Annotated in this window: 12 protein-coding genes; 7 read left to right on the top strand and 5 right to left on the bottom strand. The window is 73.5% G+C overall.

What is annotated here, in order from left to right; translation table 11 throughout:
• Positions 1-64 precede the first annotated feature (64 nt).
• From AB0A63_RS13605 to AB0A63_RS13595, 3 genes are read left to right on the top strand one after another with little or no spacing between them, the layout of a single operon-like run.
• The gene (locus tag AB0A63_RS13605; RefSeq protein WP_360389754.1) at positions 65-1,351 is read left to right on the top strand and encodes a serine hydrolase domain-containing protein; all 1,287 of its coding nucleotides are present in this window, start codon (positions 65-67) and stop codon (positions 1,349-1,351) included.
• A complete protein-coding gene (locus AB0A63_RS13600) occupies positions 1,339-2,211 on the top strand; it encodes a histidine kinase (RefSeq protein WP_360389751.1) in 873 nt (290 codons plus the stop codon). Before AB0A63_RS13605 ends, AB0A63_RS13600 begins: the two co-directional genes overlap by 13 nt.
• Positions 2,208-2,849 carry a response regulator transcription factor gene (locus AB0A63_RS13595; RefSeq protein WP_360389749.1) on the top strand — a complete coding sequence of 214 codons (642 nt, stop codon included), beginning with the start codon at positions 2,208-2,210 and terminating at the stop codon, positions 2,847-2,849. The genes AB0A63_RS13600 and AB0A63_RS13595 overlap by 4 nt, the downstream gene beginning before the upstream one ends.
• Positions 2,850-3,044: 195 nt before the next feature.
• Here AB0A63_RS13595 and AB0A63_RS13590 read toward each other — a convergent pair whose 3' ends face one another.
• Genes AB0A63_RS13590 through AB0A63_RS13575 form a run of 4 tightly spaced genes read right to left on the bottom strand, consistent with a single transcriptional unit; the run spans position 3,045 to position 7,075 of the window.
• Complete coding sequence (locus AB0A63_RS13590; RefSeq protein ID WP_360389746.1) at positions 3,045-4,487, bottom strand: aldehyde dehydrogenase family protein; 1,443 nt, start codon at positions 4,485-4,487, stop codon at positions 3,045-3,047.
• A 29-nt stretch (positions 4,488-4,516) separates the two neighbouring features.
• On the bottom strand, positions 4,517-5,278 hold the full coding sequence (locus tag AB0A63_RS13585; RefSeq protein WP_360389743.1) for an IclR family transcriptional regulator: 762 nt from the start codon (positions 5,276-5,278) through the stop codon (positions 4,517-4,519).
• 40 nt (positions 5,279-5,318) lie between these two features.
• Positions 5,319-6,221, bottom strand: coding sequence for a sensor histidine kinase (locus AB0A63_RS13580; RefSeq protein WP_360389740.1), 903 nt, complete (start codon positions 6,219-6,221; stop codon positions 5,319-5,321).
• Complete coding sequence (locus AB0A63_RS13575) at positions 6,218-7,075, bottom strand: MEDS domain-containing protein (RefSeq protein ID WP_360389737.1); 858 nt, start codon at positions 7,073-7,075, stop codon at positions 6,218-6,220. Before AB0A63_RS13575 ends, AB0A63_RS13580 begins: the two co-directional genes overlap by 4 nt.
• A 127-nt stretch (positions 7,076-7,202) precedes the next feature.
• On the opposite strand from AB0A63_RS13575, the gene AB0A63_RS13570 reads away from it, so the two are divergent.
• Positions 7,203-7,571: an STAS domain-containing protein gene (locus AB0A63_RS13570; RefSeq protein ID WP_360389734.1), complete on the top strand. Its 369-nt coding sequence runs from the start codon at positions 7,203-7,205 to the stop codon at positions 7,569-7,571.
• A gap of 62 nt (positions 7,572-7,633) precedes the next feature.
• Here AB0A63_RS13570 and AB0A63_RS13565 read toward each other — a convergent pair whose 3' ends face one another.
• Positions 7,634-8,038 carry a PRC-barrel domain containing protein gene (locus tag AB0A63_RS13565; protein WP_360389731.1) on the bottom strand — a complete coding sequence of 135 codons (405 nt, stop codon included), beginning with the start codon at positions 8,036-8,038 and terminating at the stop codon, positions 7,634-7,636.
• 58 nt (positions 8,039-8,096) lie between these two features.
• Here AB0A63_RS13565 and AB0A63_RS13560 point away from each other — a divergent pair, with 58 nt between their 5' ends.
• The 3 genes from AB0A63_RS13560 to AB0A63_RS13550 all read left to right on the top strand — a co-directional run bounded on the left by AB0A63_RS13560 (position 8,097) and on the right by AB0A63_RS13550 (position 11,624).
• Positions 8,097-8,342, top strand: coding sequence for a DUF2630 family protein (locus tag AB0A63_RS13560; RefSeq protein ID WP_360389728.1), 246 nt, complete (start codon positions 8,097-8,099; stop codon positions 8,340-8,342).
• A gap of 118 nt (positions 8,343-8,460) precedes the next feature.
• The gene (locus AB0A63_RS13555) at positions 8,461-11,145 is read left to right on the top strand and encodes a tetratricopeptide repeat protein (protein WP_360389725.1); all 2,685 of its coding nucleotides are present in this window, start codon (positions 8,461-8,463) and stop codon (positions 11,143-11,145) included.
• A 44-nt stretch (positions 11,146-11,189) separates the two neighbouring features.
• Positions 11,190-11,624, top strand: a complete 435-nt coding sequence (locus tag AB0A63_RS13550; protein WP_360389722.1) for a hypothetical protein — start codon at positions 11,190-11,192, stop codon at positions 11,622-11,624.
• Positions 11,625-11,944 lie beyond the last annotated feature (320 nt).

Here is an 11,944-nt window from a genome sequence, read left to right as displayed (position 1 = left end):
GTCGGGGGTCCGCCCCGTCTTCCGGGTCGGGTGCCGCGGGCCCGCGCTCCCTACGGTCACGACCATGAACAGCATCTGGGCGATCGGCCTGGTCGCCGCACTGGTCTCCCCACCCGATCTGTCCGCAGTGGACGGTCACGTGGCCGCGTACCTCGCAGAGGCCTCCTACCCCGGAGTCGCGGTCGCGATCACGAAGGGGGACAGGGTGATCGCGACCAAGGGCTACGGCCGCGACTCGACCGGCGCGCCGCTCACCGAGCACTCGAAGATGGCGATCGCCTCGGTCAGCAAGTCGTTCACCGCCTTGGCCGTCCGCCAGCTCGCCGACGCGGGCAAGCTCGACCTGGACCGGCCGGTGCGCACCTACCTGCCCGAGTTCGAGGTCGCCGACCCGCGGGGCGGGCGGATCACCGTGCGGCACCTGCTGGAGCACACCTCGGGCATCACCGACCGGACGTTTGCGGAGAAGAGCCTGCCGCAGCCGGACACCCTCGACGGGGCGGTCCGGCGGGCGAAGCAGGCGACGCTCGCCGCCGATCCCGGTGCCGAACACCGGTACACCAACACGAACTACCACCTCGCCGCGCGGGTGGTGGAGGTCGTGTCGGGTGAGAACTTCGACGACCACCTCAGGAAGCACGTCTTCGAGCCGTTGGACATGCGCGAAACGGTCGCGATCGACGTGACGCCGCGCGACCTGCCGGCCGGCTACCGCACGGGACACGGGTACGCGTACGGGTTCTCGGTCGCGGTGACCGAGCCGCACCGGTTCGTCGCCGGGTCCGACGGGGTGGTCACCACCGCCGCGGACATGGGCAAGTGGCTGGCGGCGCAGGGGCGGCTGCGGCCGCAGGAGGGGCTGGGCTGGGTGCGCGACGGGCGCGGCCTGCGGCACAACGGCATCTGGTTCACGGCGACGGCCGGGCAGTTGCTGACGTCGTCCGGGTACGGCGTCGCGGTCATGGCCAACAGCGGTGTGGGACTGGGCAACGAGGGCACCTCGCAGCTGGAGGACGGGATCGCGGACCTCCTCGACGGGAAGGTGCCCGCGCAGCCGTCGTCGTTCCGGTTGCTCACGGACCTCGTGCTGGCGGCGCTGACCCTGCTGTCGGTGGCGCTCGGCGTGCGGGCGCTGCGGCGGCCGCGGCGGTGGCCCAGGCCGTGGCAGGTGCTGCGGTTCGTGCCGGTGGGGCTGCTGGTGGCGGCGCCGTGGTTGCTGGGGCTCCTGTACGGCGGCGGGCGCGACATCACGTTCTTCCAACTGGCGCACTATTCGCTGCCGCTCGTGGTGTGGTTGGGCGTGTCCAGCGTGATGAACATCAGCGTCGCGGTCGTGCGGTGGCGGCGGTGAAGGCGGCGGCGCTCGCGGCGTGCGTCGCGGTGGCGGCGGCCGTGTCGTTCGCGATCGACGACTCCGTGCCGCCGTGGACGGCTGCGGTGTGCGTGCCGTTGTTCGCGGTGTCCTTCCTGCTCGGGCGGCGCACGGCGGTGCTGTGGCCGGCCGTGCTGTTCCCGCTGGGGGCGCTCGCGGGAGGCGTAGCGGCCGGGATCGTGGCGGTCGCGGTGGCGCTGCCGTGGTTCCTCGGCCGGGTGGTCCACCAGCAGGCCGCACTGGCCGCCGCTGCCGTCGAGGCCGCGCACCTGCGGGAACGCACCCGGATCGCGCACGAGGTGCACGACAGCCTCGGCCACGAGCTGAGCCTGCTGGCGCTGCAGGCCGGGGCGCTGGAGATGAAGCTGCCGCCGGAGCACCGCGAGTCCGCCGCACAGCTGCGGCGCACGGCGGCCGGTGCCACGGAACGGCTGGCGGACCTGGTGTTCCTGCTGCGCGATGGTGAGCCGGTTGCGGTCGAGGGCGTGCGGGACCTCGTGGACCGGGCCGTGCGGGCGGGCCTGGACGTCCGGTTCACCGCGGATGGACCTGTGCCGTCCACAGTGGAGCCGACCGTGCGCAGGGTCGTGCAGGAGGCGCTGACGAACGCCGCGAAGCACGCGCCGCACTCGGTGCTGCACCTGACCGTCACGACCGCCGACGCCACGACCGTCGTGGAGGCGAGCAACGCGCTGGGCGGACGGCGGGCCGCCGGGTCGCGGCTCGGCCTGGTGGCGTTGCGCGAACGGGTGCGGCTGGCCGGCGGTACGCTGCGGACCACTCGTGGCGACGGCAGGTTCGAGCTGGTCGCGACGCTGCCACAGCCGGGGGACCAGTGATCCGCGTACTGCTCGCCGACGACGAGGCCATGGTGCGGGCCGGCGTGCGCGCCATCCTGAGCGCCGACCCGGCTGTCGAGGTCGTCGCCGAGGCCGCCGACGGTCACGAGGCCGTCGACCTCGCGTTGAGGCACCGCCCCGACGTCGTGCTGCTGGACGTCCGCATGCCCCGCCTGGACGGCCTGCGGGCGGCGGAGGAACTGGCGCGCCACGGGTTCGGCGTCGCGATGCTGACGACGTTCAACGACGACGGCTACCTCGAACAGGCCCTCGACGGCGGCGCGCGCGGGTTCCTGCTCAAGTCGGGCGACCCGCGCGAGCTGATCGCGGGCGTCCACGCGCTGGCCGCCGGCGGCGCCTACCTCGCCCCGAAGGTCGCCGCCCGGATGATCACCCGGTTCCGCGGCACCCGGACCGGCGCCGCCCGCGCGCGGGTCGAGGAGCTGACCGCCCGCGAACGCGACGTGCTCGCGTTGCTCGGCGAGGGCCTGTCGAACGCGCAGATCGCCCGGCGGCTGGACCTGGTCGAGGGCACGGTGAAGGGGCACGTGAGCGCCATCTTGACCCGGCTGGGGGTGCAGAACCGGGTGCAGGCGGCCATCGTGGCCCACGAGGCCGGTCTGCCCCCTCACACCTAGCCACCCTGCCTCTGCCGGCATCTGCAAGTACCACCAACTCAACATCAACAAGCACTTTTCCACTACCAACAGCGCCTGCGGCTGACCTGCGCACGCAGCCTGGTTCGGCGAGTGGCGACCATGTTGGTGGTGGTCAGCGGCGATTCGATCATGGGTTGGCAGTACTTGCAGATGCCGGCAGCAGCAAGGGGGAGGTCAGTACGGGAAGTGGCCGTGGGAACCGGCGACGGTGACCCAGCGGGTCGCGGAGAACGCCTCCACGCCCCACCGGCCGCCGAACCGGCCGTAGCCGCTCGACTTCACCCCGCCGAACGGTGCCTGCGGCTCGTCGGCCACGGTCTGGTTGCCGACGTGCACGATGCCGGTGCGGATGCGGCGGGCCAGCGCGAGGCCGCGGCGGGTGTCCTCGGTGAGGATGCCCGCGGTGAGGCCGTGCTCGGTGTCGTTGGCGATGGCGACGGCCTCGTCGTCGTCGGCGACCGGCACGATGACGACGGCCGGGCCGAAGATCTCCTGGCGGAAGATCCGCATGTCCGGGGTGACCCGGTCGAGCACGATCGGTCCGGTGCCCTCGGTGCGCCGTCGGGCGCCCGCGGAGACCGCCTCCTCGACCAGCGCGGACACCCGGTCCGCGGAACGCCGGTTGATCACCGGGCCGAAGACGGTGCCGGGGTCGCCCGGGTCGCCGTGGGGGAGCGCGGCGAGCTTGGCGACGAAGCGGGTGGTGAACTCCTCGGCGATCGAGCGGTGCACGAGGACGCGGTCGGTCGACATGCAGATCTGCCCGGAGTTGTGGAACGAGCCGAACACGGCCGCGTTCACGGCGTGGTCGAGGTCGGCGTCCTCCAGCACCAGCAGGGCGTTCTTGCCGCCGAGTTCCAGCACCGCCGGCTTGAGGTGCTGGGCGGCCAGGGTGCCGACGGTGCGGCCGACCTCGGTGGAGCCGGTGAAGTTCACGGCGCGCACCCGCGGGTCGGTGATCAGCGCGGCGGCCACGTCGGCGGCGTCGGCGGGGTCGTTGGTGACGACGTTCAGCGCACCGGCGGGCAGCCCCGCCTCGTGCAGCACCTCGGCGATGAGCAGACCGGCGGTGATCGGGGCGTCCTCGCTGGGCTTGAGCACCACGGTGTTGCCGGCGGCGAGCGGGGCGGCGACGGCGCGGGTGCTGAGGATGACCGGCGCGTTCCACGGTGCGAAAGCGGCGACGACGCCGAGCGGTTCGCGCACCGCGAGCGACAGCTGGCCCGCGGTCTCGGTCGTGAGGACCTCGCCGACGGGCTGGGTGACGGCGGCCGCAGACTCGCGCAGCACGTTCGTCGCGAGCGCCACGTTGAAGCCGGCCCACCCGGCGACACCGCCGACCTCGGCGGCCATGACCCGCACGACGTCCGGTGCCCTGGCCTCCAGCAGGTCGGCCGCGCGCAGCAGGATCGCGCGCCGCGTGGCCGGGGAGGTCGCCGACCACTGCTCGAACGCCGCCTGGGCCGCGTCCACGGCACGGGTCACGTCGGCGGTGCCAGCCGCGGCCACCACGGCGAAGACGTCGCCGGTGTAGGGGTTGAGGTCCTCGGTCGTGCGGCCGTCCAGTGCCGGAACGTTCTCGCCGCCGATGAAGAGTTCACGCTTTTCGCTCGCCACAGCGCAGAGTAGAGCCGCAGGCGAGCTGATCATCCAACCCCGCTTTCCGGTGGGTGGAAACCGGACTCCATCGTCCGGGCGATGCCGCGGGCCGCGACCTGCAACGCCGCCACCAGCCGCCCCCGCACGCTGCGCAGATCCGGCACCACGATCCCGAGCGCGGCCACGACCCCGCCGCGCACCTCGACCGGCACCCCCACCGAGCACGCGCCGAGCGTCATCTCCTCGAACGTCTGCGCGTACCCGTCCCGCCGGATGCGGTGCAGCTGCGCGCGCAACCGGGCCGGATCGACGATCGTGAACGCCGTGCACCGCGTCAGCCGATGCGCCAGCACCTCCTCCTGCACCTCCGCCGGCGCGTGCGCGAGCAACACCTTCCCGACGCCCGTGGCGTGCAACGGCAACCTGCTGCCCGTCGTGCTCACGATCGGCACCGACGCGTGCCCGGACACCCGGTCCAGGTACAGCACCTCCGCACCCTCGCGCACCGCCAGGTGCACCACGGCCCGCGTGGCCGCGTGGATGTCGTGCAGGAACGGCTCCGCGACCCGGCTCAGGTCCACCTCGCCCGCCGCCAGCAGGCCGAGCCGCCAGATCCGGCGCCCGATGACGTACTCCCCGGACGCGAGCCGCCGGACCGCGCCCCAGCCCTCCAGCTCGGCGAGCAGGCGGTGGGTGGTGCTGACCGGCAGGCCGCTGCGGCGCGCGATGCCGCTGAGGGTCTGGGCGCGGTGGCGGGTGTCGAAGGTGCCGAGCAGCGAGAGCAGCTTGGCGGAGACGGTGGCGCTCACGCCGGAATTCTGCCCCCTCCCCGCGACGGGCGCTCCGGGCTCAGGCGCCCACGCTCACCCGCACCGTGAACCCGTCGTCACCGCGTCCCATCGACACGTAGTTGCACGTCCGATGCAGGATCCACAGCCCCAGGCCCGCCGTCTGCGTGGCCTCCGTCGGCATCAGCCCCACGAGCGGGTCGGACGGCCCCGTACCGTGGTCGGTCGTCGCGACCACCACCCGTGCCGCGTCCGCCCACAGCCGGAACCGGACCGGGCCGACGCCGTGGGTCAGTCCGTTCGTGATGATCTCACTGGCCGCGTAGACCGCGTCGTGCGCGCTGTCCTCGTCGAGCCGGACGCCGGCGATGGCCGCGAGGACGGCACCGCGCACGGCGGACGGGGTCGGGTCGACGAGCTCGACCAGCGGCGGCGCCTGTTCGAGGACGTCGGGGCGTGGTGCGCTCAGCGGAGCGCCGTAGTGCGGGTTCGGCGTGCCCTGACCGGCGACGTTGGGGTGGGTGCTGGCGACGTCGGCCAGCACGTAGTCCGGGGTGGTCCTGGTGTCGTAGGGGCACAGGCCGTGGAGCGGGAACTCGGCGTAGGCCCGGTTGACGGCGGCCTCGTAGCGGGCCCACCAGTCCCAGGGGGCGCCGACGCCGGGGTGGGGGACGTCGCCGACCACGTGGATGCCGGTGGCACCGGCGGACACGAGCTTCGCGCAGATCTCGCGGTAGCTCGCTATCGCGTCCGCGGGACGGGCGTACTGGTCGGCGGCGGGGAGGTAGGTCACGGCGTCGTCGCGGCCCAGTGCTCCGCGCAGCAGGGCCGTGTTGTCCTCCGCGCAGGCGACGAAGGTCGGGTGGCCCGCCCGCAGCCCGTCCTCCACGAACGGCACGGCGAGCGCCAGGAAGGTGTCTTCCGAGTCGTAGAGCGCGCACTCGTGGAAGAACCCCGCCGTCATCGGACGCACTCCACGTCTTCCAGCCCGAGGATGGACACCAGGCGTGCGAGGGCGGACTTCTCCGAGCGCAGCACGAGCGTCGCGGCGTGGGAGCGCGCGCAGTCGTGCAGGGCCAGCAGGCCGTGGTGGTCGATGAAGCGCAAGCCGGTCGCGTCGACGCGGAGCTCGCTGCGGTCCACCGGCGGTTCCGCGCGCAGCAGGGCCAGCGGCAGCAGCTCGCGGCTCGCGCGGTCGATCTCGCCGACGAGGGCCAGGCCGTCGGCGGTGGCGTGCAGGCGGAACGGGGCGCCGCGGGCGTTGCTGACCGGGTGCATCGACGCGAGCTGCTCGACGGTGCCGTCGGCGAGCTCCGGGCGGTGGTAGGCGCACATCGCGGAGAACGGCGAGCCGGTCATGTACCGGTCGATGAGGTGCTCGTAGCGGCAGAACGCGTCGAGCGAGGCCGGTGAGCTCACCAGCGCGGTGGCGTCCGCGGCCACCCGCAGGCCGGTGAAGCCGTCGGCCAGTGCGGCGCTGGTGGCCTCCGCATAGGCGGCGACCTGGTCGTTCGGTGACACCGTGGCACCGGAGCGGTACCGCGACTCGAGCGGGATCACCTCGGCGGAACCGTCGCGCAACGCGGCGGCCAGCACGGGGGACGACGCGAGGTGCCCGGCCAGCTCGCGGGCGTCGCCGCGGGCCACGTAGCAGGCGCGCTGGCCCCTGACGAGGCCGTCCACGAGGAACTCGGCCGCCCGTGCGCGGAAGTCGGTGAAGTCGTCGAACGACCAGCAGAGGTGGTCGCTCGTGCTCATCCCGACGACGACGTCGGTAACACCGGACGTGCGCATGGCGCCTGATCCTACGCGCAGCACGATCCTCCACCCTGGCGATCCTCCGGCCGGCCGGTCCGTGCGTGACGGCGCGCGCGGACCGGTCCTGCGCTACCGTCGTGAACCGGGTCCAGCAGACAGGCCGCGCTGCCCATCTGGAGGTTGCCACGTGCACACCGACGACCAAGCCCCCTGCAGCATCACGAGCGAGAGCGTGGGAGCCGCGGTCGTCGTGCACGTCGCGGGCGAGGTCGACCAGGTCACCGCCGACGACCTCTCCGACCGGCTGGGCGAGGTGGTGCGGCCGTCCGCGCCGGTGGTGCTCGACCTGACGGGGCTGCACTTCCTCGGGGCGTGCGGGATCAGGGTGCTGCTGGAACAGCACGAGCGGTGCGTGCGCGACGGCGGCTCGTTCGCCGTGGTCGCGACCAGTGCCGTGGTGCTGCGGCCGTTGCGGGTGCTGGAGCTGGAGGACGTGCTGAACGTGCGGCCCTCCGTGCCGGAGGCGTTGCGCCGCCAGGAAGTCCCGCTGGCCTGACAACGTCCACCGAGGAGGGTGCGGTGCCAGGCCCGGCGTGCGCGATGCCGCGGCGATGAGCCCTACAACATGGGCGGCATCAGCCGGTAGGACTCGGAGTAGTACTCGCCGCTGCGCCTGCGGTGGTCCTCGGGGTCGGCGTCCGCGTCGTACTCCGGCGCGTCCTTGATCTGCTGCCTGGTGCGGTCGACCCACACCTTGCGCTCGTCGTGGTCGACGCGCCGGACCGTGCCGACGGGCAGCACGACCTTGTGCCCGAAGATCCACGGCCCGGTGTCGACGAGCAGGCAGTCGCCGGGCACCTCCGCGTTGTCGTCGTGGACCTTGCCGATGCTGCCGTCGGTCGCCTCGACCTCGTAGCCGATCAGGCCGGTGTCCGGGCGGTGGGCCAGGTCGGTCGCGTCGTCGTCCTGCCCGAACCAGGACTGGTCGCGCCACACGAACGGGACGAACGGAATCGGTTGCATGTGGACCCTCCATCTCGTTGACGGGCTTCGGGTACCCGTTCGTGCTTAGGTGGTGAACATGACCGATGAGAACGTGCTGGGCCGCATCGACGAGCTGGTCGAGGAAGAGCACCGGCTGCGGGAGGCGCTGGCGGCCGGCGAGATCTCCTCCGAGGAGGAGCGCGCCCGGCTGCGCGCGCTGGAGGAGTCGCTCGACCAGTGCTGGGACCTGCTGCGCCGGCGCCGGACCGCGCGGTCGGCCGGTGGTGACCCCGACGACGTGCGGGCGCGGTCGGTGGGCGAGGTCGAGGGCTACCTGCAGTAGTCCCCGCGCTCACGGTGCGCGGTCGAGGACCGCCGCACCATCGCGACCTGCTCGACGCGGGACCCGGGGGTGCGGCGCGCCCCACGCGGCGCGCGGGGAGATCACTAGGCTCGGGAGCGTGCCGGACCGCCCCAGACCAGAGCAGGTGCAGACGCTCGACGAGCTGATCGCCGCGTTGCGCCTGTTGAAGGTGTGGGCGGGCAACCCGTCGCTGCGCCAGGTCGAGAAGCTGTCCGGGCTGGCGCGCAGCACGCTCGCGGACGCGTTGAGCCCCAAACGGAGGACAGCGCCCGCCGTCGACGTCTTCCGCGGCCTGCTCAGGGCGTTCGGCGTCACGGACACCGAGGGCTGGCTGGCCGCGTGGCGCCGGGTGCAGACCGGACCGGCCCCGCAACCGGTGGCCCGGGCCGTGGTGCCGCGGCAGCTGCCCGCGGTGGTGCCGGGGTTCACCGGGCGCGCCAAGGCGTTGAAGGAGCTGTCGGCGCTGCTGGAGGACGGCAGCCGGCTCGCGGTCGTGTGCGGCATCCCCGGCGTGGGCAAGACGGCGCTGGCCGTGCAGTGGGCGCACCAGGTGGCGAACCGCTTCCCGGACGGCCAGGTGCACCTGGACCTGCGCGGGTACTCGTCCGGGCCGCCGGTGACGCCGGACCAGGCGCTGGCGCTCGCGATCCGCGCGTTCGGCGTGCCCGGTGAGGACATCCCGTTGCAGCAGGACGCGATGGTCGGCATGTACCGGTCCATCACGTCCGACAAGCGCGCTCTGCTCGTCGTGGACAACGCGCCGAGTGCCGCGCACGTGCGTCCGCTGGTGCCGGGCGGGTCCGGGTGCATGACGCTCGTGACGAGCCGGGACCGGATGGCCGGGCTCGTGGCGCGGGAGGGCGCGCACCGGCTGGAGCTGGGCGTGCTCACACCCGAGGAGGCCCCGGCGGTCGTGATCGGCGTGCTGGGCCCGGAACGGGTGCTGCGCGAGGAGGACGCGGTCGAGGAGCTGGTCCGGTTGTGCGGGCACCTGCCGCTCGCGTTGCGGATCGCGGCGGCGAACCTGGCCGACCGTCCACACCAGACGATCGCGGACCACGTCGCCGAGCTGCTGGCCGGTGACCGGCTCGGCGCGTTCGAGATCGAGGGCGACACGGACGCGGCGGTGCGCACGGCGTTCGGGCACTCGTACGCGGCGCTGGACCCGCTCGCCAGGACGTTGTTCCGCCGCGCGGGTTTCGTGCCCGGCCCCGAGCTGTCCACGCGGGCGTGCTCGGTGCTGCTCGACCGGTCGGAGGCGGAGACGGCGCCCGTGCTGCGTGCGCTCGTCGGCGCGCACCTGGTGGAGGCCAGGACAGCGGACCGGTACGGGTTGCACGACCTGCTGCGGTTGTACGGCCGTGACCGGTGCGCCGCCGAGGAGACCGCGGACGCCACCGCGGCGGCGGTCGAGCGGTTCTACGCGCACCTGCTGGACGCGGCGGTCGCGGCCGCCCGCGCGGTGCGGCCGGACTTCCTGGTGCTGTCCGACGTGGAGCCGCGGCAGGCGTTCGCCACGGCGGCCGACGCGCTGCGCTGGTTCGACGCCGAACGCGCCACGCTCGTGACCGCCGTCGAGAAGGCCGTCGAGCTCGGGCAGGCGCCGATGGCGTGGTTGCTCACCGACGCGCTGCGCGGCTGCTACTGGCTGCGCCGGCACACCGCGGAGTGGCTGGCCGTGGCACGGGCCGGGTTCGCCGCCGCCGACCGGCTCGGCGACGCGCAGGCGACCGCGGCGATGCAGCTGTCGCTCGGCACCGCCCAGTGGAGCGCGGGCGAGCTGCGCGTGGCCGCGGAGCACTTCGAGCGGGCCGTCGCGGCGAGCCGGGTGGCGGGCGACCGGTACCGCGAGCTCAGCACGCTCGGCAACCTCGGCGGCGTGCACTCCGAGCTGGGCGCGCTCACCGAGGCGGCCGACTGCTACACCCGCGAGCTGGCCTTCTACACCGAGATCGGCGACTCGGCCCGGCGGGCCCGCGCGCTGGGCAACCTGGGCCTCGCCCAGCTGCGCCTGGGCGCGCTCGCCGACGCGGCCGCCCACCTGCGCGCGGCCGTGGAGCTGCGCGAGTCGATCGGCGAGACCCGGTCGGCGGCGAACTCGCTGGGAGCGCTCGGCATCGTGCACCGGTACCTGGGCGAGACCGGCCAGGCCGCGGTCCACCTGTGCCGTGCCCGGCAGCTCAACCACGACCACCAGGACCGCGTCGGCGAGGCGGCGGCCCTCGACGACCTGGCCCGCGTGCACCGCGACGCCGGCCGTCCCGAGGAAGCCCTGCGGTGCGCGGAACAGGCGCTCTCGCTGGCGTCGGGCCGGGTGGAGATCGACGCGCGGATCACCGTCGCCGCCATCCGCGGCCGCCGCGACGACCTGCTGCGCGCGTCCCGGCAGGCGGCGGCCGCCGGCCACGGCATGGCGGACGCACTCGTCGAGCTGGCCTGGCTGGAGCTCGCGGCCGGTGACCGCCCGGCCGCCGCGACCGCCGCCGCGCAGGCCCGCGACCACGCCGCCGCGACCGGCCAGCGAATCCTGGAGGGGCTGGCGCTGACCGCGGTGTGCGCGGCGGAGGGGTCGGTCGAGGCCGGCGAGGCCGCCGTGGCGGTGCTGGAGGGCGCCGGGTACCGGCTGGGCCTGGCGCGAGCACTGCTGCACCTGGGACTCGCATCGGACGACGGCGTGGCGGCGTGGCAGCGCGCGTTGGACATCTTCGAGTCCGTCGGCAGCGACGAAGCCGCACGCGTGCGATCACTGCTCGGTGTCCGGGATCGTCCGAACGGCTTGTGAGCGCGGCACGGCGCTTGGTAGATCAACACGCACAAGGGGGAACCATGATGAAGCTGAGTGTGTCCGTGGCCGCCGCGGTGGTGGCCGGACTGTGCTCCACAGCGCCCGCGCAGGCCGGTTGCGATCCCGTGCACGACCCGGGAACCGGTTGTTCGACCACGTTCCAGATCGACCTGTACCACGTCCTGCCCGGCGCCAGCGCCGTGGCGAAGGGCACGTTCATCGACAAGACGCCGCACATCAAGGCGCCGTCGTACATCGAGGACACCGCGGACGACGGCATGGCCGCCCACCTGTGGGTCCGGTACTTCAAGATCGTTCCGGGTGGCACGCAGGAGGTGGTGAAGTCGATCGCGAGCGCGTCGGGCATGGGCACCTCCACCACCGTCGAGTGGCTCTCGGCCGACCAGATGCACCGGTTCTGGTTGCGGGTCTGCGTCGGCGAGGGCGAGGCCGGCTGCACGCCCTGGTACCTGTGACGGTTGTCCGGATCCGTCCGGTGTCGTCCGCGGCCCTTCCGGGGTGAGGGCGCCGGGCGAGGATCGGGGAGCACGACCTGGTGCCGGTCGCCGCTGGGGGTGGCGACCGGCGCCTCGACGGGCGACCGGCGCTTCGACCGGTGCGGTTCGCCGCCCGTGGCATCGCGCCCAAGCCTCTGCCGGCATCTGCGAGTACCACCAACTCAAGGTCAACAGGCACTTTTCCACTACCAACAGCGCCTCCGGCCACCTGTGCGCCCGAGGTCTGGTTCGTGGGACGGCGAACAGGTTGGTGGTAGTGAGCGGCGGTTTGATCAAGG

Origin of the sequence: Lentzea sp. NPDC042327 (genome assembly GCF_040647275.1) — a bacterium.
Taxonomy (GTDB): Bacteria; Actinomycetota; Actinomycetes; order Mycobacteriales; family Pseudonocardiaceae; genus Lentzea.
The sequence above is the reverse complement of the archived record's forward strand: the minus strand, read 5'-3'. Positions and strand labels throughout refer to the sequence as shown.

What these genes read in the sequence shown, in the direction of transcription:
- AB0A63_RS13580 (WP_360389740.1), bottom strand. Translation starts at nt 6,221, where the DNA reads ATGACGGCGGGGTTCTTCCACGAGTGCGCGCTCTACGACTCGGAAGAC.
- AB0A63_RS13550 (WP_360389722.1), top strand. Translation starts at nt 11,190, where the DNA reads ATGATGAAGCTGAGTGTGTCCGTGGCCGCCGCGGTGGTGGCCGGACTG.
- AB0A63_RS13605 (WP_360389754.1), top strand. Translation starts at nt 65, where the DNA reads ATGAACAGCATCTGGGCGATCGGCCTGGTCGCCGCACTGGTCTCCCCA.
- AB0A63_RS13565 (WP_360389731.1), bottom strand. Translation starts at nt 8,038, where the DNA reads ATGCAACCGATTCCGTTCGTCCCGTTCGTGTGGCGCGACCAGTCCTGG.
- AB0A63_RS13560 (WP_360389728.1), top strand. Translation starts at nt 8,097, where the DNA reads ATGACCGATGAGAACGTGCTGGGCCGCATCGACGAGCTGGTCGAGGAA.